This is a genomic window from Priestia megaterium (assembly GCF_009497655.1).
GTDB classification, from domain to species: Bacteria; Bacillota; Bacilli; order Bacillales; family Bacillaceae_H; genus Priestia; species Priestia zanthoxyli.
This window is the reverse complement of the sequence record NZ_CP023317.1, coordinates 1,134,659-1,156,978: the sequence shown is the minus strand read 5'-3', so window position 1 is coordinate 1,156,978 and position 22,320 is coordinate 1,134,659. Positions and strand designations below refer to the sequence as shown.

19 protein-coding genes are annotated in these 22,320 nt (G+C 35.3%); 1 reads left to right on the top strand and 18 read right to left on the bottom strand.

Annotated features, from left to right (window positions below; translation table 11 throughout):
• The 6 genes from CEQ83_RS05825 to CEQ83_RS05800 all read right to left on the bottom strand — a co-directional run bounded on the left by CEQ83_RS05825 (position 1) and on the right by CEQ83_RS05800 (position 7,104).
• Entirely contained in the window at positions 1 to 1,581 is a 1,581-nt protein-coding gene (locus tag CEQ83_RS05825) for an FMN-binding glutamate synthase family protein (protein WP_155017098.1), read from the bottom strand.
• Positions 1,582 to 1,624: 43 nt separating this feature from the next.
• Positions 1,625 to 3,346, bottom strand: a complete 1,722-nt coding sequence (locus CEQ83_RS05820; RefSeq protein ID WP_155017097.1) for a pyruvate oxidase — start codon at positions 3,344 to 3,346, stop codon at positions 1,625 to 1,627.
• A 100-nt stretch (positions 3,347 to 3,446) separates the two neighbouring features.
• Complete coding sequence (locus CEQ83_RS05815) at positions 3,447 to 4,214, bottom strand: tyrosine-protein phosphatase (RefSeq protein WP_155017096.1); 768 nt, start codon at positions 4,212 to 4,214, stop codon at positions 3,447 to 3,449.
• A gap of 279 nt (positions 4,215 to 4,493) precedes the next feature.
• Positions 4,494 to 5,231, bottom strand: a complete 738-nt coding sequence (locus tag CEQ83_RS05810; protein WP_155017095.1) for a CpsB/CapC family capsule biosynthesis tyrosine phosphatase — start codon at positions 5,229 to 5,231, stop codon at positions 4,494 to 4,496.
• 139 nt (positions 5,232 to 5,370) lie between these two features.
• Entirely contained in the window at positions 5,371 to 6,132 is a 762-nt protein-coding gene (locus CEQ83_RS05805; protein WP_155017094.1) for a tyrosine-protein phosphatase, read from the bottom strand.
• A gap of 192 nt (positions 6,133 to 6,324) precedes the next feature.
• Positions 6,325 to 7,104: an SGNH/GDSL hydrolase family protein gene (locus CEQ83_RS05800; RefSeq protein WP_155017093.1), complete on the bottom strand. Its 780-nt coding sequence runs from the start codon at positions 7,102 to 7,104 to the stop codon at positions 6,325 to 6,327.
• 179 nt (positions 7,105 to 7,283) lie between these two features.
• Between CEQ83_RS05800 and tagU the strand changes: the two genes are divergently transcribed.
• Positions 7,284 to 8,240, top strand: coding sequence for a polyisoprenyl-teichoic acid--peptidoglycan teichoic acid transferase TagU (tagU, locus tag CEQ83_RS05795; protein WP_155017092.1), 957 nt, complete (start codon positions 7,284 to 7,286; stop codon positions 8,238 to 8,240).
• A gap of 196 nt (positions 8,241 to 8,436) precedes the next feature.
• On the opposite strand, the gene CEQ83_RS05790 is transcribed toward tagU, so the two are convergent.
• The 12 genes from CEQ83_RS05790 to galU form a co-directional block, all read right to left on the bottom strand.
• Positions 8,437 to 9,144: a CpsD/CapB family tyrosine-protein kinase gene (locus CEQ83_RS05790; RefSeq protein ID WP_034263796.1), complete on the bottom strand. Its 708-nt coding sequence runs from the start codon at positions 9,142 to 9,144 to the stop codon at positions 8,437 to 8,439.
• Complete coding sequence (locus CEQ83_RS05785; protein ID WP_034263794.1) at positions 9,134 to 9,889, bottom strand: YveK family protein; 756 nt, start codon at positions 9,887 to 9,889, stop codon at positions 9,134 to 9,136. Before CEQ83_RS05785 ends, CEQ83_RS05790 begins: the two co-directional genes overlap by 11 nt.
• A gap of 178 nt (positions 9,890 to 10,067) precedes the next feature.
• The gene (locus CEQ83_RS05780) at positions 10,068 to 11,816 is read right to left on the bottom strand and encodes a phospho-sugar mutase (RefSeq protein ID WP_155017091.1); all 1,749 of its coding nucleotides are present in this window, start codon (positions 11,814 to 11,816) and stop codon (positions 10,068 to 10,070) included.
• The gene (gene manA, locus CEQ83_RS05775) at positions 11,776 to 12,783 is read right to left on the bottom strand and encodes a mannose-6-phosphate isomerase, class I (RefSeq protein ID WP_155017090.1); all 1,008 of its coding nucleotides are present in this window, start codon (positions 12,781 to 12,783) and stop codon (positions 11,776 to 11,778) included. The genes CEQ83_RS05780 and manA overlap by 41 nt, the downstream gene beginning before the upstream one ends.
• A gap of 156 nt (positions 12,784 to 12,939) precedes the next feature.
• A complete protein-coding gene (locus CEQ83_RS05770; protein WP_155017089.1) occupies positions 12,940 to 14,319 on the bottom strand; it encodes a sugar phosphate nucleotidyltransferase in 1,380 nt (459 codons plus the stop codon).
• Entirely contained in the window at positions 14,320 to 15,096 is a 777-nt protein-coding gene (locus CEQ83_RS05765; RefSeq protein WP_034263802.1) for a WecB/TagA/CpsF family glycosyltransferase, read from the bottom strand.
• Between the two features lie 5 nt (positions 15,097 to 15,101).
• Positions 15,102 to 16,313 carry a glycosyltransferase gene (locus tag CEQ83_RS05760; RefSeq protein ID WP_034263786.1) on the bottom strand — a complete coding sequence of 404 codons (1,212 nt, stop codon included), beginning with the start codon at positions 16,311 to 16,313 and terminating at the stop codon, positions 15,102 to 15,104.
• 54 nt (positions 16,314 to 16,367) lie between these two features.
• Complete coding sequence (locus CEQ83_RS05755; protein ID WP_155017088.1) at positions 16,368 to 17,870, bottom strand: flippase; 1,503 nt, start codon at positions 17,868 to 17,870, stop codon at positions 16,368 to 16,370.
• Between the two features lie 14 nt (positions 17,871 to 17,884).
• Entirely contained in the window at positions 17,885 to 18,913 is a 1,029-nt protein-coding gene (locus tag CEQ83_RS05750; protein ID WP_051137077.1) for a polysaccharide pyruvyl transferase family protein, read from the bottom strand.
• Positions 18,910 to 20,427, bottom strand: coding sequence for an O-antigen ligase family protein (locus tag CEQ83_RS05745; RefSeq protein ID WP_034263782.1), 1,518 nt, complete (start codon positions 20,425 to 20,427; stop codon positions 18,910 to 18,912). The genes CEQ83_RS05750 and CEQ83_RS05745 overlap by 4 nt, the downstream gene beginning before the upstream one ends.
• 29 nt (positions 20,428 to 20,456) lie before the next feature.
• Positions 20,457 to 21,134, bottom strand: a complete 678-nt coding sequence (locus CEQ83_RS05740) for a sugar transferase (protein WP_155017567.1) — start codon at positions 21,132 to 21,134, stop codon at positions 20,457 to 20,459.
• Positions 21,135 to 21,172: 38 nt separating this feature from the next.
• Positions 21,173 to 22,066: a UTP--glucose-1-phosphate uridylyltransferase GalU gene (gene galU, locus CEQ83_RS05735; RefSeq protein ID WP_034263780.1), complete on the bottom strand. Its 894-nt coding sequence runs from the start codon at positions 22,064 to 22,066 to the stop codon at positions 21,173 to 21,175.
• Positions 22,067 to 22,320: the final 254 nt, after the last annotated feature.

Below are 22,320 nucleotides of genomic sequence, written 5' to 3'. Positions count from 1 at the left end.
TTATACGTACATCTTTTCTTTTACAGAAATATCAGCTAACTGTCCGCTGCTGTTTTTGAACACCACGTGTTTTTTTGAAAACTTCGTTGGTGAATCAATGCCGGCAGCTGCTGCTAAATTAAACAACCCTTCACGTAATGACAGCACGTAGTTGCACACCCGATATGATTTTTCTTCAATAATAAGCGCTTTTTGCAGCTTTGGATCTGTTGTCGCTACGCCCACCGGGCACCTGTTGTTGTGGCACACCTGCGCTTGAATACAGCCAACAGAAAACATAAAGCCTCTAGCAATATTCACGCAGTCAGCACCCAGCGATAAAGCCGTCGCAATTTTATCAGCCGTTAGCAGCTTGCCCGATGCAAAAAGCTTCACTTCATCGCGAACGCCATATTTTCTAAGCAGTTCATCCACAAAAGGAAGTCCTGAAAACAGCGGCACCCCCGCTCCGTCCGCTAATTCTTGAAACGATGCGCCCGTTCCTCCTTCTGCTCCGTCAATCGTAATAAAGTCAGGACCGCTTCCCGTCTCTTTCATATACGCCGCCATTTCTTCAAGATCATTTGTGTTTCCGACAACCATTTTAACGCCTACTGGCTTGCCGCCTACGTCTCGAAGTTTTTCAATAAACTGAAACATTTCAGGATACGAAGCGAATTCTTTGAAACGGTTGGGGCTGTCTACCGATTCTCCTGGCTTTAAGTTGCGGATCTCGGCGATTTCTTCCGTTACTTTTGAACCGTCTACGTGACCCCCTCTTGTTTTGGCTCCTTGCGCCAGCTTGATTTCAAACGCTTTGATTTGCTTCATTTCACTTTTCTTTTTAAACTCTTCCCATGAAAACTCGCCTTCTTTTGTCCGAACGCCAAAAAGCCCTGGACCAATTTGAAAAATGATATCGACGTTTCCTTTTAAATGATACGGTGACAGTCCGCCTTCTCCCGTGTTCATCCACGTGCCGCCTGCTCGACCTAATCCTAAAGATAAAGCCGTAATCGCATGGTCACCAAGCGCTCCAAAGCTCATGCCGGATTGACCGATTAATCCTTTTACAACAAAGGGATTTTTGCATGAAGGCCCTATAACGACCGCCTCTTCATCTCGTAAATAAAACGGATCCGCTTCTTTTTCTTCTCGGTGCTCTCTTCGGCTAAATAAGTTATCCGCGTCCATTTTATATACTTTCGTTTTAATTTTTTCCGTATTATCCGCTTTCATTTCGTCGCGCTGCTTTGGAAACACCGCATTTCGAATATAGTAACCCGGTTCGCTAAAATCACGCTCTGAGCCAAACCCCATCATCCGGTTCAAGTATTTACCTGACTTAACGGTTTGCTCGTATTGATTTCTAGAAAACGGCTTGCCTTCGTTATTATTTAAAAATAAATACTGACGCAGTTCAGGCCCCATTTTCTCAAAAATATAGCGCATTTTTCCGAGCAGCGGATAGTTTCTAAGCACCGAATGCTCTTCTTGTTTTTCATCTTTTAACCAAAGAATAACAGCGATAATAACCGGCACTACAATCGCAAGCATCATGACCGCACCAAAAATAAGTAAAATGATTTCAAACACTCCCATGATATCCCTCCTAAAAAGACTCCCCTGTAAGGAGAGTCACTGATTAAAGCATTCTGCTTAGTCCTTTTCGAAGCGGCGGCATTTCAAGCTCATGTTCTTTAAAGAACTTTTTCATAATATGCTTCGAATAATTGGCTGCTTGTCCAAATGAAATTTTGCCTGGAAGCGGCGGTTCATCCGCGACAACGACATCAATCACAACAGGAACATTCGCAAGCGCTGCTTTTTCAAAAGCTGTTTCGAGCTCCTCGTATTTTTCAACGCGGTAGCCAATTCCTCCGCACGATTCAGCGAACTTTGCAAAGTTCATTTCACCAAGCTGCGTTTGGTAATCCAAGTGACCTTGAATGGCTTGTTCATATTTAATCATCCCGATTTCACTGTTATTAAGGACGACTACAACGATTGGCAGCTTGTACTTCACAGCCGTCACAAAATCTTGCATGACCATTGTAAAGCCTCCGTCACCGCACACGGCTACCGATTGTTTTTCCGGATGGGCAAGCTTTCCTGCAATCGCAGCCGGAAGTCCGCAGCCCATCGTTGCCAGCCAGCTTGAAATCACAAATTTTTGATTCGTCATGCGGAAATGTCTCGCCATCCATACCGTCACGTTCCCAACATCAACAGATACAATCGCATCATCATCTACGATTTTTTGCAGCTTAGGAATGACTTGCTGCGGCTTGATTGGCGTACTCACTTCATTTTCTTCTTTTTCTACGTGCTTCCACCAGTTTTCCATATTAACTTGACACTCTTCTAAGAAACGGCGGTTTTCTTGATAATCTAAATTATGCGCAAGCTGCGACAGGGTCGTTTTAGAGTCTCCGACTAATCCAATCGATACAGGATAGCGTCTGCCGATTTGTGTGGCGTCAGAGTCCAGCTGAATCGCTTCAACCCCGTCCGGTAAAAACTCACGGTACGGAAACGATGTCCCCACCATAATCAATAAGTCGGTTTCTTCCATCGCTTCATACGCCGGCTTTGTACCAATCTGCCCGAGCTGACCTAGGTTATACGGATGATGATCAGGCAGTATTCCTTTCCCCGGAAGCGTAAAGATAATCGGCGCCGCAATTTTTTCCGCAAACTGCGCTAATTCAAGTTTGGCGTGCTTTGCACCTGTTCCTGCTAAAATAACCGGTTTTTTTGCGTATTTAATGGCTAGAAGTGCTTTAGCTACATCTTCCGGGTCACTGTGAGAAATGGTTTTTGATACATTGGCAATTGGCGTTTTTTTATCAATTTTAATCGTTGAAGACGGAATATCGTCTGGAATCACTAGCACCGCGACACCTTTTTTGGCATAAGCCGTTCGAATCGCTTGCTGAAGCAGATGCGGAAACGATTCAGGTGAGTCCACTCGGTGATTAAATACCGACACATCGTCAAAAACACGTTCTAAGTTCACTTCTTGAAATGATTCATTGCCAAGCTTCGCACGAGGCACCTGTCCAGCTAGCACTAGCACCGGGGCACCGTCTGCTTTGGCATCATATAAGCCGTTTAACAAATGAATCGCACCCGGTCCTCCAATCGACAGGCACACGCCGATTTTACCTGTGATTTTAGCATAAGAAGATGCCGCAAGTGCGCCTACTTCCTCGTGACGGACTTGAATGAATTCAATTTCATCTTTTTCACTTCGCAAGTTGTCCATAAAATGATTGATGGAATCTCCCGGCATACCGAAAATGTGATCGATCTTCCATTCTTTTAATACCGACATAGCTGCTTTTCCAGCTGTAGTTTTTATCATATTCAGCCTTCCTTTCTTTAACTTTGTTTCTATTCCATACCACAATGAAAGAAAGACAAAACAAGGGACTTTCCCGTTTTTATGGAAAAGTCCCTTGTTTTTAGCTAAATAATTTAAATAAACTAAATTTTTTCATCGGCTCAGGCTCTAATTGATGCACCGGACGACCGTCGATAATCGCTTCTGCATTTTCGATAAAAAAATAAAGTTCTGACGCACCGTACATATCGGAAATATAATCATACGCTTTTGAAAGTGAATAGTCGTGGTAATTGCGAGCATGAACGCCAGAGGCAATCACGTGGGCGAAGCGGTATTTAATAAACATACACGCCGCTTTTCGTTCTTTTTTTCCGTTTAAACCAAGAATACTAGCCGCGCTTAGCTGAACGAGTACGCCTTTTTTAACGAGCTCATACAAACGCTCCGGATGATCCCGGAAAATCGGATGACATTCTGGTGAACGAAGAATTGGCACAACGCCTTTTGTTAGAAGATCATACAGTATCTTTTCAAAATAAGGTGAGACATCATATTCAGGCAGTGAAAGAAACAAATATTTATCGGTGTGATTAAGTGTGAGTAGCTGATTTCGCTCATAGTTTCGCAGAAGTTGAGGTGATAAAGGGACAAGCTGGCCTGGTAATACTTGAAGAGGAATACATGAATTCGTGAGCCATTCGTTAGCTGCATTCACATAGAGAAATAAATGGTGTTTCATAAACTCTTGATCGCTATCATAAAGCGGCGTCGCCACAACGGACTGAACGCCTTGATCCGTTAAGGAGCGTGCCATCTTCAAAAAGCCGTCTACTTCCTCAGGTCCGCTATCGATATTAGGCAATATGTACGTATGAATATCAATCACTTCATTTCCCTCCCTGCGCTTTGTATAGCTCTATTCTACGACGATTTTAAATGTGAAACTATGTATTCTTCTCGACATTTACCACCACGAACCCCGGAAAACCGCGTACTTTCCTGTCATCTACTTAACTAACAGTATTTTACTATCATTCTTCATGAAAACGCAAACATAATTTGTAAAATAACTCCAAATAATGATGAAAAAAGAAGGGTCTGGAATAGGTCTTTTTATGCAAATACCCTGATTAAACAGAAGTTAATCAGGGTACAAAGGGAAACTTTAAAAGATTCCTAGGAATTTTGTTTTTTTGATGCGCTCAGGTGGGAGAATTTGAACGCCTTGACCATTAAATATAGATTCAGCATTTTTCCTCAATAGCTGAGCTGTGTCAGCTCCTTTTTCTTTTGCAATCACATCGTAAGCTTGACGCAATGAATGCTCCTTGTAGTTCTCTACACTTACACCAGAGGCAATCACATGAGCAAGATTGTGTTCTAGAAACTGCATCGCAGCTTTTTTAGCACGCTTGCCATTTTTTCCAATAATACTATCTGATGATAATTGTACAATAGCACCTTTTTTTACGAGTTTATATAATCCATTTTTATGCTCTAAAAAGTATGGATGACATTCTGGTTGTCTAATGATAGGAACAATTTCTTTTAACTGAATTTCATATAAAAACTGTTCAAGGTAATCAGGTTCTTCCTGATCAGGCACAGTTAGGAGGATGTATCGTTCATTGGAAGTAAGCATAGCTTCACGACCATGATACGTTGCGACGAATGCACGGTCTGCAGTCACTTCCATTCCTTCAACAATTTTAAGAGGGACATTATCATCTTTTAACATTTGATTCACTTCTTTTACATAGAGAGAAAGAGAAGAGTTCGCTTTTTTATCTAAAGTAGTCGCTACTACCTTCACGCCTTGACTAACTAAATATTCAGCTGCATCAATAAACTGTTGTTTTCCTCGTTCTTCTCTTGGTAATATACGAGTATAAATATCTATCACAAAATCTTCTCCTTATTTTTACACATCTATCTGGAAATCATAGCATTATGTCCATTATTTTAGCATATATATCTTATCTGAATAATAGCCTTTAGGAGCATAACAAAAAGCCTATTTATACAAAATAGGCTCTTGGAGATTAAAATATACCTAAAAACTTCCCTTTCTTTACCCGCTCTGGCTGTTCTTTAAAGATAGCTTTACCCTCGACTATATAATCCGCATTCTCGATGAACTTATAAAGTGCCTGTGTCCCAAAGTGTCTAGATACCGTATCGTAAGCTTTAGGTAAACTATACCTCTCATAAGTATCCGCACATACACCTGACGCAATTATATGTGCTAGACCTTTATCAATAAAAGTTAGAGCAGCTTTTTTTTCTTTCCGACCATTTTTACCAACTATACTATCTGATGATAACTGAACAACAGCCCCTCTTTTTACAATTTCATAAAGCTGATCAGGGTTCTCAAGAAATATTGTATGACGTTCTGGTTCATTAATAATAGGGATAATGCCTTTTAACTGAAGCTCATAGAGAATCTGTTCATTCAAGATATTCGTGTGCTCGTTTGGAATCTGTAAAAACATGTATTTCGTAGAATAATTAATTGGAAGGTGTACATTCTTTTCAAATGTTTGAATCAGACGGTCATCTATCTTTATCTTCTGTCCCGGAAGAATAGTAAGAGGAATAAAAGCGTGCTGTAATTGTTTATTTGCCGTGTCTACGTGCGTCATAATACTTTGTTTCTCTAAATCTTGTCCACTACAAGTGGGCGCAACAACCACACTCTTTATACCTTGATTAACCAACGATTTTGCCATTGTTAAAAAAGTATCAACATCACATGGACCATCTTCTAAATTAGGCAAGATATTAGTATACAAATCTATCACAGCGATTCCTCCTTTAATGACTATGCTTATTATAAATTAATATGTATTATCTTAATACTTTCTTGAAATTTTTTCAATAAATTCAAATTATTCTTACATAACTTTTACACGCCAAGAGTTTGAAGATTATATATTAGTTATTCACGTTACCTTTTCTTTCTATGGAATTAAAAAACCTGCCGAGTGACAGGTTTAAGAGTTCGTAAAATATTCTTTTAAGTAGTTAGCCCATGCTTTATTACCTTTTCTAGTTGGAATATGCTGTTTTTGTACTAGATAATCTAATATTTTCTCTGATCTATAATCAGGCCAAGCGCTCCAATGGTTTAAGTATTCGTATCCCTTCTCTTCAGCAAAAACTTTTAAGGCTTCTGCTTCTTTAGGGTAATTAGTAGCGTTATATACAGGCTGTGAAGGCTGCAGAATCGTCACCAAATCTGAATTAGAAGTTGTTACATGGGACATAATAACATTTAAGTTATCTAGCGTATTTGTAATACCTACTGTACCATTGTCATTCAATAAAAATGGCTCAAATAATAATACATCTGGCTTCTCTTTTACAATATCCTCATATTCTCTATTTCGCACAAAATCTAATGTAGTAGTGTCCTTATATTCTAAAACTTTCACATTAATAAGTGAACCATATGTATTTTTTAACGTTTCTTTGAACATAGCGGGCCAGCCCGTTGAATCCGTCGATGTTGCCTGTGAACCCACAATTAATAAATTCATCGGCTTTCCTAATTTTTTTGCTTTTTCAAGTTTAACTATTATAGATTTTGGAAGGTTTTTAGTATATTCTTCCCAACTTATATTCTCTGTTTCACCTGATACCTCTTTTGAAATAGCTTTATTTCCTACAAAATTTGATGTTTCTGCAGCTGTTTGCTTATCCCAATACAACTTACCCCCAACTATAGTCCCTATAAGCACAACGATAGCTACAATATTTACCATTACTTTCATAAACTAACTCCCTTATTTTTTACTTGTCTTTCCATTATAATATATTTTTTACTTATTTTTTATAAAAAATAAGTAAAAATGACAATTTTTTTGATAGAATATAAGAATAGTTGTGTACTTTGTCACATAATGTAGGACGCAAACTATGTACCCAATAAAATTGTAAAGGACGCGAAAAAATGGAAACAGAACAAGACCTACAGCGCAAGCGTAAAAAACGAAAATCGAAAAAGAAAAAAGGATTTAAAATTGCATTAGCTATCATTATTCTTCTTATTCTTGGAGTTGGAATATATGGATATTCCGTGTACAGTTCAGTAGCAAATACCTTTGACAAGACGCATGAGCCCCTGAGCCGTGACAAATCCGAAAAACGTTCTGAAAAAGTAAGTCTAGCAAAACATGATCCAATTTCAATTTTGCTGCTGGGAGTCGATCAGCGCGGAGCAGACCGTGGACGTTCAGATTCACTGATGCTGTTAACGGTAAACCCTGACAAAAAAGCAGTTAAAATGGTTAGTATTCCTCGTGATACACGTACTGAAATTATCGGCAAAGGAAAAGAAGACAAAATCAATCATGCCTACGCATTTGGTGGGGTTGATATGTCGATCAAAACAGTAGAAAACTTCTTGGATGTACCAATTGATTATTACATACAAGTAAACATGGAAAGCTTTAAAGATATTGTAGATGCAGTTGGAGGCGTCACGGTAAACAATACGCTAGATTTCACATATGAAGATCATCACTTCGAAAAAGGAACGCTCGAATTAAACGGGACAAACGCTCTAAAATACTCTCGTATGCGTTATGACGATCCGCGTGGTGACTTTGGTCGTCAATCCCGCCAGCAACAAATCATTCAAGCCGTTATTGACGAAGGCGCAAGTATCAAATCTTTGACAAATTACGGTACAATTTTAGATGCAATTGGAAATAATGTTAAAACCAATCTTACGTTTGATGATATGAAAGAAATTCAATCAAACTATAAAGAAGCCCGTAATAATGTGGATCATATCCAGATTAATGGTACAGGCGAAAAAATCGATGGTATTTACTACTATAAAGTACCAGATGCAGAACGTACAAAGATTTCACATACTTTAAAAGAAAATTTAAATTTAAAATAAATTAATTTAAAAAAAGCTTTTTATATGATGAATCATATAAAAAGCTTTTTTTAATACATACACATATCATTAGCACGTATTAATAGTTGCTCTATAATTTGTTTCATAATACTCCATTGATAATTATGAATTTAACCAAACTAAAAAATAGCGTGGACCTTTACCGAATTGGTAAAGGTCCACGCTATTTTTACATTTAATTATTACCGTAATAGTAGTAATAATCTTTTGACTCAATTTTGCGGTTATTCAAAATAACACCTAATAGCCTAGCTTTAGCATTAGTTAATAATTCTTTAGCTTTTTGAGCAGCATTTCTATCTGTTGTACCGCTACTGACAACTAAAAGTGTCGCTTCAGCTTTGTTAGACAAAATTTGAGCATCTGTTACAGCCAAAGTAGGTGGGGTATCAAATAAGATAAAATCAAAGTTTTCATACATTATTTCTAACAACTCATCCATATTTTTAGAAGCCAAAAGCTCCGAAGGATTTGGAGGAATTGGACCACTTGTTAAAATTGATAGGTTAGGAATATCAGTTTGATAAACAGCCTCTAACAATTTCGTTTTTTTAGTCAAGACATTTGTAAATCCAATGTGGTTCTCTAACCTAAACGAGAAGTGTGCTGTAGGCTTACGAAGATCAGCATCAACCAGTAAGACCTTCTTACCTTGCTGTGCATATACAATAGCTAAGTTAGCAGCAGTTGTTGATTTCCCTTCACCCGGACCAGAAGACGTCATTACCAAAGAACGAATGTCTTCGTCTAGACTAGAAAACTGAATATTGGAACGTATTGTGCGATATTGTTCAGCTACTGGTAACTTAGGATTAGTATGAGCAACTAATCGACGCTTTACTGTTAATGCTTTATCGTTGATTTGATTCTTTTTACGAGCCAATTGATTCCCCCCTTACTCTACTACTAGCTTGATTAGAAACTCGAGATGATCTAGAAGGAGAAGCCGGAATTTCCTCAATATTTGCTACAGTACCCATAACCGGGAGGTCTAAGTACTTCTCAATATCTACTTCCGTTTTAATTGATTTATCAGAGAATTCCAATACAAATGCAGTCGCAATGCTTATAATTAAGCCGATTACGATACCAATTAAAATATTCAAAGCTGGTATTGGTTTAACAGGTTTAATATTTTCTTTAACTACAGCTTTAGACAATATATTTACATTATCTACGTTCATAACCTTAGATACTTCTGCCTTAAAAACCTTAGCTGTTTCATTCGCAATTTTTGCAGCCATCTCTGGTGATTTGTCCTCTACTACTATTTCAACAATCTGAGATTCTTCAGCACTTGTTACTGAGATTTGTTTATTGAGCTCGTCCGTACTTTTTTCTAGGCTTAGATTTTTACGGACTTTATCTAGAACAGTAGGACTTTTAATGATCACGTTATAAGTATTAATTAATTGAACATTTGCCTGCAATTCAGTAGTATTATAGATTTGTTGCTCAGACTTAGTTTGATTTACAAGTAACTGTGTTTTCACGTCGTACATTGGCGTTAAAACGAAAAAGGTAAGTACTGCACTGACTATTGCAGTAATAACTGTAATAAGACCGATAAGCCAAAGACGCTTCTTTAAAGCCTGAAACAACTCCTTTAAAGTAAGTGTTTCTTCCATGATGACCTCCAATAAAAAAGTTAAATTCACATAACCTCTATTATAATAGAGTTTGTATACAACATCTATATTTTTTTATAAATTTTAGATAAAAATAGAAAAAAACGTCAAGATATTCAAATTAAATTGAATCTTTTTACACTAAAAAAATATTAAAAACAAAAAAATACTACTTTTTTTAGTTCTTTAAACCTACTATCTCATCAACTTTCCCCATGACATTAGACTCCAACATCTTAATTGCTTTATCACTATCCTGTAGAGAAGTTCCCTTAACTGCAAAATAAAATTTGGCTTTAGGCTCTGTTCCTGATGGACGAATTGTAAACCAAGAACCATTTTCTAGATAGAACTTTAACACGTTTGATTTTGGTAAATAAATTTTTTCAGTGCTATTAGTCTCTAAAATTGTTTTTTGACTAATTTGATAATCCTCAATTGCTACTACTTTAACACCAGCAACTTCTGTAGGCGGTGTTTTTCGGAATGAGGCTAAGATATTACCTATCTGTTCTGCCCCATCTTTTCCTTTTAAAGTCAATGATTGAAGTGATTCTTTATAAAAGCCATACTGCTCAAAAATTTCTAGTAGTCCTTCATACAAAGACTTTCCTTGCATTTTATAGAAAGCAGCTACCTCCGCAGCAAAAATTGCTGACTGAACTGCATCTTTATCACGAACAAATTCTCCTATTAAATATCCATAGCTCTCTTCATACCCAAATTCAAATGTATATTCTTTCGTTTGTTCAAATTCATTAATTTTTTCACCTATAAATTTGAAACCAGTGAGAGTATCAATTGTATTCAGCCCAAAACTTTTGGCAATTGCACGTCCAATTTCAGAGGTTACTATAGTTTTAACCACGACACCATTTTTAGGTAGAATCCCTTTTTCTTTCTTTTGAGAAAGTAAATAGTGAAGCATGAGTGCGCCCATTTGGTTTCCTGTTAGCACGACATAATTATCATTAATGTCTTTTACAGCAATACCTAAACGATCTGCATCTGGATCTGTTCCCATCAAAATGTCAGCTTCTATTTCCTTACCATATTTAATGGCTAATTCAAATGCTGCATGCTCTTCGGGATTAGGTGATTTGACTGTTGAAAAATTTGGATCAGGTAGTTCTTGCTCTTTGACAACTGTAACATTGCTAAAGCCGAAAGCTTCCAAGCCTGCACGAACTAGTCTATTAGCTGTGCCATGCAATGGCGTAAATACAATTTTTAAGTCTTTTCCTGATTTTTCAACAATTCCTCGGTTAAGTTGTATAGTTTTTAACTCTTCAATATACGCAGAGTCTATTTCTTGACCGATGTATGTTAACAATTTTTCTTCGAGCAGTTGGGTTTCGTCCATTACTGGAATTGTTAATTCATTTTTTACTGCATCAACATAAGTGATAATTGTATCTGCAACTTCTGGAGGAATTTGCCCTCCATCTTCTCCATAGACTTTATAACCGTTGTATTCCGGTGGATTGTGACTTGCTGTAATAACAATACCTGCAAATGCGTCTAAGTAACGAACTGCAAAGGATAGTTCAGGCGTAGGTGTCAATTCCTCAAATACATATGTTCTAATGTTATGCTTCCCTAGTACTTTTGCAACCTCTAGAGCAAATTCAGGTGACTTATGACGCGAATCATAGGCAACAACTACACCTCTATTTTTTGCTTTTTCACCATTTTCTTCAATATAGTTCGCTAATCCTTCTGTTGCTTTACGGATCATATATAAGTTTAAACGGTTCGTACCTGGACCTAGTTCTCCTCTCATACCGCCTGTTCCAAATTCAAGGTTTTTATAAAATGCATCTTCTACTTCTTTCTGGTTTCGTTGCATTAATAAGAGCTCTTCTTTTAATTCACTTTCTAAATGATCAAATGTTAGCCATTTCTCTAGCTGTGCTTGCCATGTCATAGTTACGTCCTCCTTTATTGTTAGGATGTGAAGCAATTAATTCTAAATTTCCTTTAATAGAAAAGTTATCTATTCCGTTCGGCAAGATAAAGTGATCACCTTTCTTCAAAGAAAACTCGTCTCCTTCTATAACAAGTATTCCATCCCCCTTAATAACACTTGCTAATATAAAGTGCGCACCGTGGGTTAATTCCAAGGAGGATTGAACGTCCCACTTATAAACAGTAAAATAATCTTCCTCTACAAATGTTGTAATTGTGCCTCCATTTACCTTTGCAATTGCAGGTTCTACTTTCTCTGCTACGTGTGGAACTGTGGTAACTTCAATTGCTTTATTTAAATGAAGTTCACGTAATTGTCCATCTTGACCAAGACGATTATAGTCATATACACGATATGTGGTATCGGAATTTTGTTGAGTTTCTAGTACTAATGTTCCTTTACACAAAGCATGTATTGTACCACTTGGAACATAGAAGAAATCTCCCGGTTTAATCTTTACCCTTTGTAAAAGGTGATTCCAGTTTCCTTCCTCAATTAATTTGACTAGTTCAGCCTGTGACTTTGCATGATGGCCAAAAATCATCTCTGCATCTTCTACACAATCAATAATATACCAACATTCTGTTTTACCTAGCTCACCATTTTCATACTCATCTGCATATTCATCATCTGGATGAACTTGTACGGATAAATCATCATTTGCATCTAAGATTTTAATTAATAGTGGAAACCGGTCACTCTCAAAACAACCGAAGACTTCTGGTTTTTCTTCCCATAACTGTCCTAATGTTTTTCCTTGTAATTCACCATTTCCAACAACATTTTGACCATTTGGGTGAGCTGAAATAGCCCAACATTCGCCTGTTTGATTCGAAGGAATGTCGTAGCCATAAAGCTCATTCAACTTCGTTCCCCCCCAAATTCTTTGCTGGAATAAGGGCTTTAAAAATAATGGTTGTTTCAATACTTACACATCTCCTCTGATACTGTTTACTAAAATATATGTATTGTCTTATTTAAATTTATAACTGGATTTTTAAGCTTATAAGTTATAAAACATGCTAAAAATAAAAACAAATAAAGAGTAGGTTCAAGAATACCTACTCTTTATTGAGTATAATTAAGCCTTCTTTAAACTCAATATATGTTCAGTTATTTCTTCCCAAGTCATGAATAAGCGGACAATATCCTCTTCAATTAATTGTGAGCCTGTTTGAACTTCAATGATTTCTAAATCAGTACTAGCTTTTATAGCATGCTTGTCCCCTGATTTAATTTGAAGAACATCACCAGGTTTCACTGTAAGAAGCTTATCATTTAAGATGAACTCCCCTTCACCTTTAATAATAGTCCATACTTCGTCACGATAATCATGTAATTGATAACTTAAGTTTTTACCAGCATCTACACCAATTCGTTTTGTTAGGACTTCTTTTTCTTGTTCAAACTTCGTATAATCTAATACTCGATACCAACCCCAACGACGCTCCTCATACATAGGACGATTATCGAATTCTCCCACTAGTTCTTTAATTCTTGGACTAGCTTCTTTATCAGAAACCAAGATACCATCTGGGCTAGATGCGACAACTAAATTAGAAGCCCCTAACACGGTAACTGGAATATCAAGTTCATTAATTAAATGAATGTTTTTACTGTCCTCGCTAATAACACCCTTACCAATTTGACTTGTTGCCATTTCTTCTGTTAATGTATTCCAAGTACCTAAATCTTTCCAGTATCCATCGTATGGAAGAACAACAATCTCTTCTGCTTTTTCTACTACCTCATAGTCAAAACTGATTTTAGGAAGCCCTTCATACTGTTTTAACAACTCATCGTATTTAGTTGGCAACCCTTTCTCCTCTAAAATTGAAATAACATAGCCTAATTTAAAGGCAAATACTCCGCAATTCCACAACGCACCTTCGTCAATCAAAGTTGCTGCTTTATCTTCAGATGGTTTTTCTGTAAAACGATTTACTGGCAAATAATCGTTTGTATTTTCACTATTTGCAGGTACAATATAGCCATATTTAGCTGAAGGATAAGTTGGTTTTACTCCTATTAACGCAAGCTGAGCATCACTACCATGTACAGCGTTTTCTAAGTCTTTTACACGGTTAAAAAAGCGATTTTCCACATAAGGATCTACAGGTAACACAGCTACCACTTCATCTAGCCCTGTGTCTTGTACGCTATATAAATATGTAGCAGCTAAAGCGATAGCTGGAAAAGTATCTCGACGACAAGGTTCTACAATTAAATCAGCTTTGTTATCTAACTGACTATGAATCATGTCTACCTGTGACTTACTAGTAGCTAATACTGCCGAATCAGCTAACCCAACATTTTCTAATTGTTTCCAAACCCGTTGTACCATAGATTGTAATTCTTGATTATCATCTTCCAACACTTTTAAAAATTGTTTAGATCTAGCATCATTTGATAAAGGCCATAGTCTTTTTCCTGAACCACCTGATAAAAGTATCGTTTTCATTTAATTACCTCTTTTCTTCCCAACATATTCTTGAATAAAAATCTTAAAAAATAAACTATCATTTATAAAGTATCTTCTAAACATGCGTTTAGGTTCTTTGATAAAACGATAAAACCATTCTAGACTGGACTTTTGCATCCATACAGGTGCTCTTTTTACAGTACCAGCGATAAAATCAATTGATGCACCTATCTGTAAAGAAACAGGTACCTTTAGTTCTGATAAATGATTATAAATGAAAAATTCTCCTTTTGGAGAACCTAAAGACACTAGTAACATATCAGGTTGGTAATCTACAATTTTCTGTATACATTCTTGCAGCACAGTAGGATCTTTTTCAAATCCAAAAGGAGGTGAAAAACCCTTAATTGGAAAATCATAATTAAAATCTTTTTGTATTTTTTCTATTGCTAAGTCTGCTACACCTTCTCTAGAACCAAAAATAAAAACTTTAAACTGCTTTTTTTGAGCTAATTTAAATAGCTCTGGAGTTAGATCTGAACCAGATACTTTTTCTTTTAATTCAGACTTTAATACTTTAGATGCTTGCACGATAGGCATCCCATCTACTAAAATCAAGTTTGCATTATCGTACACCTGTTTGAATTTTTCATCCTTATAAGTATTTACAATATGGTCAACATTTGGAGTAACAACGTAACTATATTGGTTATTTTTTTTATTATTTTCAACTGTGTCTTCAATTTTATTAATAGCCTCTAGCATGGTTAAATTATCAAAATTAATATCAAATAATTTAACTTGATTAGTTGTCAATACACTCATCCTTTTATATCCATTCTTTGTATGATTTTTTCTATTTTTCTCGGTAACTTATCAGATGAATAATGTGTTTCAAATGTATTCATCGCATTCACTGATAAATCTTTTAACATATTTGGATTAGACTTTATAGTATTTAATTTGTTCATAAACTCATCGCTATCATCTGCTATTAATATTTCTTTTCCATTTTCCCAGAGAAGTCCCTCCGCACCAATTGACGTAGAGATTACAGGTATACCTTTTGCGAAAGATTCAATAATTTTTACACGCTGTCCGCTTCCTACAAAAAGAGGTACAATACTGATATCACATAACTCTATATATTCATCTACATCATCTACATAGCCAGTTACAAAGACATTTTCTCCATTGTGATACGACTGAATAAAAGCAGGTGGTTTACTCCCTACAATGTAAAGCTCGTATTCCGACTGTTCTAACTTTGGCCATACATTCTCCATAAACCATTTCAAGCCATTTTGATTGGGATACCATGACATGGACCCTAAAAATAATAGTTTAAATTTTCCGCCTTCATGCTTTTTAGGTTCATATCTTTTATTTAATTTTATATGAATGGGCAAAACTGATAATTTTTCTTTTGAAACTCCAAATTCATGAAACTCCTGCTGATCGTTTTTACTTAAGCAGATAATTTGAGAGGATTCGTGCATAGATTGAATTTCGAATTTTTTTAATTTTGAGTATTCATAAGACCCTAGTATCTTTTTTACAGGGCTGCTTTCTGTTTCAATAAAACGCTTAAAGATTAAGCTTTCTACATTGTGCTGATCTAATAATATGGGAATATCATTAAAATGTTTGTTATATACCATCATCGGCAAATGATCAACGTAAATAAAATCATAAGTATTCTTTTTTATGTAAGTTAACAAATACTCTTTAAAGCGATTATCATAAAATTTATTAATACTATAAGGCCACGCACTAAAAAGACTGCTTGCATAATCTTTTATAAAAGCTGATTTAGAGGAGCTTCTAACTAAAGTTTTAACAACTACATTTACGTTATCAGTAATATCATTTAAAGCATCTACATGTTTCAACTCATCCTGTGAATTAGCAAAGCAAAGTAAATCAATATTGTAAATTTTTGATAAAGCTACGATTGTATTATAGCTTTTTATCTTCCCACCATTATCTAACGGGTAAGGAATGAGGTTTGTGATGAAAAGAATCTTTTTCATAAGTCTCACTTCTCCCTAAATCTTTTCGTTGACAATAAAACTTCTACTTTAAATTTAAAGTAGAAGTTTTTTAACTGAAACAATTAAATCATTTTTTATTAATTTAACTAGTGAATAGATTAAAAACATACCAATTACTACAATTGGTATAAAAAACTCAAAGGCAGTTACATCCTTAGACAAAACATAAAAATAATAGATAACTAATAATGTTGTAACTAGCAGTAGGTTGGTGAATTTCTTAGTATTCTTCCATTTATGATTTTTAATTGCTGGCACATAGGAATTTACACCTACTACAAATAAAATCATAACAATGAATTCTGTAATAATTGTTGCAAAAGCTGCTCCATAAACCCCCCAAAGGTTAATGAAAACAACATTTAAAACAATACTTACTATTGCACCTGTCATTTGATAATATGCTTTTTTTACCACATGTTTTTCTGTCACTAAAATACTGCCAAGGTTATTACAAAGTAACCTAAATGGAATCGTTATCGATAAAAGCATCAATATTAAACTTGCTTCTGCATAACGCTCTCCAAATAACAATGGAACGACAAATGAAGCACAACCTGCAACTGCAAGCATAATAATAATCCCAATTGTTAAAACAATTTTACTTCCCTGCTTGAATAACAGAGACATTTTCTCTTCATTGTTTTCTCCCCATCTATGAACTTTAGGAATTAGATAACTTTGATAAAAAGTGGTAGGAAACAGATAAATAACATTCAATATGGTAAAGGCTACATTATATAGTGCAACACTTTCTTCTCCACTCATTAGACCTATAATAAATATATTGCTTTGAAAGTAAATAGAATAAAAGACAATTGTTGAACCATAAGGTAATAAATACTTAAATGCTGTTTTCGTACTAGTTTTATCATCTATGGCCCGATTTTCATATTGCGCATGTCCTTTCAATTCTACTTTTCGTTTATATAATCTTCTTATTATTCTAAAGTAAACATAAATTAATATAAAAGCACCTAATGCATAACCTACCCCAATGAACAACAGGTTTGCACCAATAAATGAAGCAGCGAGTACTACTAAAAATCTCAAACCCTGTACAGAAAACTTTAGCAAAGAAAGTTTTTGATATTTTTCTTCCAATTGATATACAGCCTCAGCGGCAGTTGAAAAAGTTAAAGATAATAAAATTGAAATAAATATAATTGTAAGGATTTTCGTTGAATCCGATACAGACATATAGTACGTAGAAACTAGTAGCCCGATAATAACGATACTTGCAATTATTAGATTAATTTTAATTGTAGGCCTTACCCATCTATGTGCCTTCCATCCCTCAACTCCAAAGGCGCGTAACCAATTCGATCCAGCTCCAAAGGCAGCTGCCCCTCCTAGAATAGTTACAATATTAATAGCTGAAGAAAACGAACCGTAATCTTCTACTTTTAATATGCGTGCTAATAATAATTGGGTGAAAAAGGCTATGCCCACAGCTCCGAATTGGGATATCCATAGAACAGAGATATCTAGGAGATTTTTATTTTTGCTACTAGCTAACTTTTTCTTTAATGACATCTAAAAAACTCCAATTAAGCCGATTTGATAGTTAAGTCTTTATCAATCAGCTGAATTTTATTATTGCCTTCCTCTTGAACAAAATAACTAATCTTAGGAGAATAATTATATACAAAACATTCTTTATTTAAATACTTAGCTGCTACAGCCACGTGCAACCTAGAAGTAAAAACTACTTTACTTTCATTTATTACTGCAAGTTTCTCTTCGTAGTTTGTACAGTCATTGTACTCAACAGATATATTACTATTAAGCTTTTCAATGCTTTCTTTTAAAGAGATACTCAGCTCTTTATCTCTCACGGAATCAGTATCCATAATTACGATTCTATTCATTTCGTGATCTTCACATAATTTAATAGCCATTTCTGATACAGGCAATAATTCAGCACCTATTGTAGTATTTGAGTAGTCGCTTAAGTCACGCCATGCTAATACAAGACTATTATTATTTGTTTTCACTGGCAAAGAACTCGCCAATACCTCTAATGTTTGATTTGCAGGATCTTCTACTAGCTCAATTGATGCTTTTGATGATTTCTTTTTCCAATTTGAAGCTTTCTTTAACGATGTTTTATCTCTAAACGTTAAAATACTGGAAATGTTAATAAGCTTTTTAGTCTTAAATAATCTTGAAGTCTTGCTAAGATTACCGATCCCTACCCCTAAATAACCAACTTTTTTGCCTAACAGCTTTGCATAAAGCATATACTTAAAATATCCGTCCCCATCTTCATCCGTAAAGCAGGTGCCCCCGCCCCAAAAAACTGCTTTGCTGTTTTGGGAAGCTTTTTTAAAAAGCTGAAATTTCCCGAGCTTGGAATCGGGCCAAATCCAGACCTTCACATTAGGGTAGGCTTCTGTTGATAACCAGCTCACCTCTCGATAAGCTAAAATATTGACTTTCAAGTCATGCTTTTCGAATTCATCTAACAAACTCTTTAACATAAGATCATCGCCAAAATTATCCATACCATAATAACCTACAAGAGTAATTTCACTACCTATGTCAACAACACTTAAAAAATTAGTTCCTAAAGTCATAACTGTCCCAACCTTGTTTGTTTATGTTCTTCATAAATTTTTATAGAGAATATACAAATTATCACAAATAAAATAAAAGTTTGATTGTTGTTATTTGCCCAGCCAGTAAAGTTATAAAGAAAGATGTTGATTATACTTATGGCTACTGCTAATGCATAGTATGAATGTTTACCTTTTTGAACAATTACTGTTGTCATTTTAAATAACACAGTCCCCAATAGACTCACATAACACAAAGCAAAAAAGATACCGCCTTCAGCAAATAATAATAAATACATATTGTGAACGGGCTGAGTATACGCAAATCCGCTCCCCATTGTCGCTACTGTATCTGTATAATTATTAGGGCCTACTCCTAAAAAGAAGTTCTTAAAATTATCAGTTATAATACTCCAACTGATAACACTTAAATTCCCTCTATAGCTCGCTTGATATAATAAATCTGAGTCTCCAAATCTCTCTATCAAAGCATCTGAAAATACAAAAACGAATGTTAAAATGGCCAACGTAAAAATAGATAGATACCACAGCAGCTTATTTGCAGGCTCATCCGTTCTATACCGAATAATGGATGTTCCTACAAATCCCAGAAAGAAAGTTGCTAACATAATTACAATTGACGTTCTTGCATTTGTTAATATGATTAACGATGCACACAGCAAAATTGAGAAAAACACTAAACCACTTCTGATCTTTGTTTTCTTTTCTGAATTCAAATAATATAAAAGAAGAAAAGGCATTACAAGCGTTAAAAAAGCACCTAATATACCAGGGTGCCCGAGCGTACCACTTAAACCTTTTTCAGCTGCACCAAATACAGTTTCTGCCCGAAATGGGTTTTTACTTTCTCCAAGTATACGGAAGCCCGCATATTGACCAGTAATATATTGAGTAATTCCAATTCCAAATTGTACTGGCAAAAGTAACATAACCCCTTTTAAAAAGAAGTCCCATATAGAAGAAAAATTTAATTTAAGCATCATAAATACAAAAAGCGTCATAAATATTAACCTTACAACAGTATAAGATGCTGCTGGTTTATTATCTGCAAAGAAAAAGGAGATAATTGAAACCAATGTAAATGATACAAACAATACAATTTCTAGAGAACTTAATTGTCTGTGCGAAGCTAAATGCTTATCTGTAACTTCTTTTAAAAAGACCGGAAATAAAGCAAGAAGTATTAGAAAAAACTGATTGATAACTAAAGCTCCTCTTAATCCCCCCGGGTGACTTGCAGAAAATCCTCCATTAAATGGATATAAAGGGAATTCGATATTAAAAGCTAGAGTAAAAAAGAATAAAATAATTAATGTCTTTTTAATACCTGAGAAATTGAGTAAAAGGAGCATGATTGAGCCTAACAAAATAACAGCAAACATACCTACTCCGATTAAAAAATTTTTATAAGCAACAAATGATAAAAAAGCAACAAGAAAGATGCTTATCAAAACACTAAATAGAATAAGTACTGTTTTATTACGTTCTTTTATAAACATAGTTAAAGAATTCATTTATTTTCACCTTATATACTCATTAACATTTAAAAAGCATCATTGGAGCCAAAAAGTACTTTAAATGTTTTTAATATTATTTTACAATCTAACAGATTGCTTTGATTTGTTATGTAATACAAATCTAATTCAACCATTTCTTCAAATCCAATATTACTTCTGCCTCCCACTTGCCACATACCTGTACAGCCCGGAGTTACAAGTAAACGCTGTTTGTGATATTCATTATATTCTGCAACTTCCCTAGGTAAAGGTGGTCTAGGACCAACTAAGCTCATATCGCCTTTCAACACATTAAACAACTGAGGCAATTCGTCAATACTGGTCTTTCTTATAAATCTTCCTACTTTAGTTATACGAGGATTATTTTTCATTTTAAACATAGCGCCGCTTGTTTCGTTATGTTTCAATAGTTCCTGGAGCTTCGCTTCAGCATCTGTAACCATTGAGCGAAACTTATACATATTAAATTCTTTACCGTCTTTACCGATCCTTTTTTGTGAAAACAAAACAGGCCCCTTAGGATCTTCAATCTTTATCGCTATGGAAATTATTAAGAAAACTATTGAAAGAAGTATTAACCCCACAATAGTAAGCACTATATCTAGGGTTCTTTTAGCAAATTGAAACGACATACTATTATTTACTATTACATTTGGATATTGTCTAGCAACAGATGTATCTGAAACAGCTTTATTTCCTACCATTTCTGACAATGTTTAATCCCCTTTCCATCGTAGTATGATTAATTAATATTCACTTTTTTCTTACTTTCTCGTTCAATAATAGAAGTCATCACTTCCAGTAATTCATCTCTCATTTCTTCATGTTGCAGTGCAAATTCTAGCGTGGTTTGAATGAAACCCAATTTCTCTCCAACATCGTAACGCGTACCTTTAAAATCATAAGCAAAAACACGCTGAATTTCATTCAACTTTTGAATCGCATCCGTTAATTGAATTTCACCGCCTGCACCTACCTCTTGCTGTTCTAAGAACATGAAAATTTCTGGTGTAAATACATAGCGCCCCATAATTGCTAAATTAGAAGGTGCAGTACCTGCTGCTGGCTTTTCAACAAATGTATTTACTTGATAGCGTCTTCCTTCTTTCGAAATTGGGTCTACAATTCCATAACGGTGCGTTTGTTCATCCGCTACAGTTTGAACGCCAATTACAGAAGATAATGTGTTTTCATATTCATCCATTAACTGTCTTAAACAAGGCGTTTCAGCTTGGACAATATCATCGCCTAATAACACAGCAAATGGTTCATTTCCGATAAATTTACGAGCACACCACACAGCATGGCCCAACCCTTTTGGTTCTTTTTGTCGAATATAATGAATTTCTACGTTTGAAGATTGACGAACTTTTTCTAATAATTCAAACTTCTCTTTTTCTACTAAATTATTTTCTAACTCTGGCGCATAATCAAAATGATCTTCAATCGCTCGTTTTCCCTTGCCCGTTACAATAATAATATCTTCAATACCAGACTCAATTGCTTCTTCCACTATGTACTGAATAGTAGGTTGATCAACGATTGGCAGCATTTCCTTTGGCATTGCCTTTGTGGCTGGTAAGAAGCGGGTTCCTAAACCGGCTGCTGGTATTATAGCTTTACGTATCTTCTTCATACTTTCTATACCTCTTTCTTTTTTATTATTTAATTATGTAATAGTAGAATAAATACTTACGATAAAGTTACTAACAGTAACTTTATCGTAAGTATTTATTTAATAAAATTGGGCATCTAACCCACCCTCACACCGTACTTTTGACGACAAGCGTCTAAGGTGTCTATCACCCACAGTACAATCGAGTATCTCCATTGATAAAGGTTAGGAGACATTACCTTACTATTTCATTTCTAATATTGAATAATAAACGA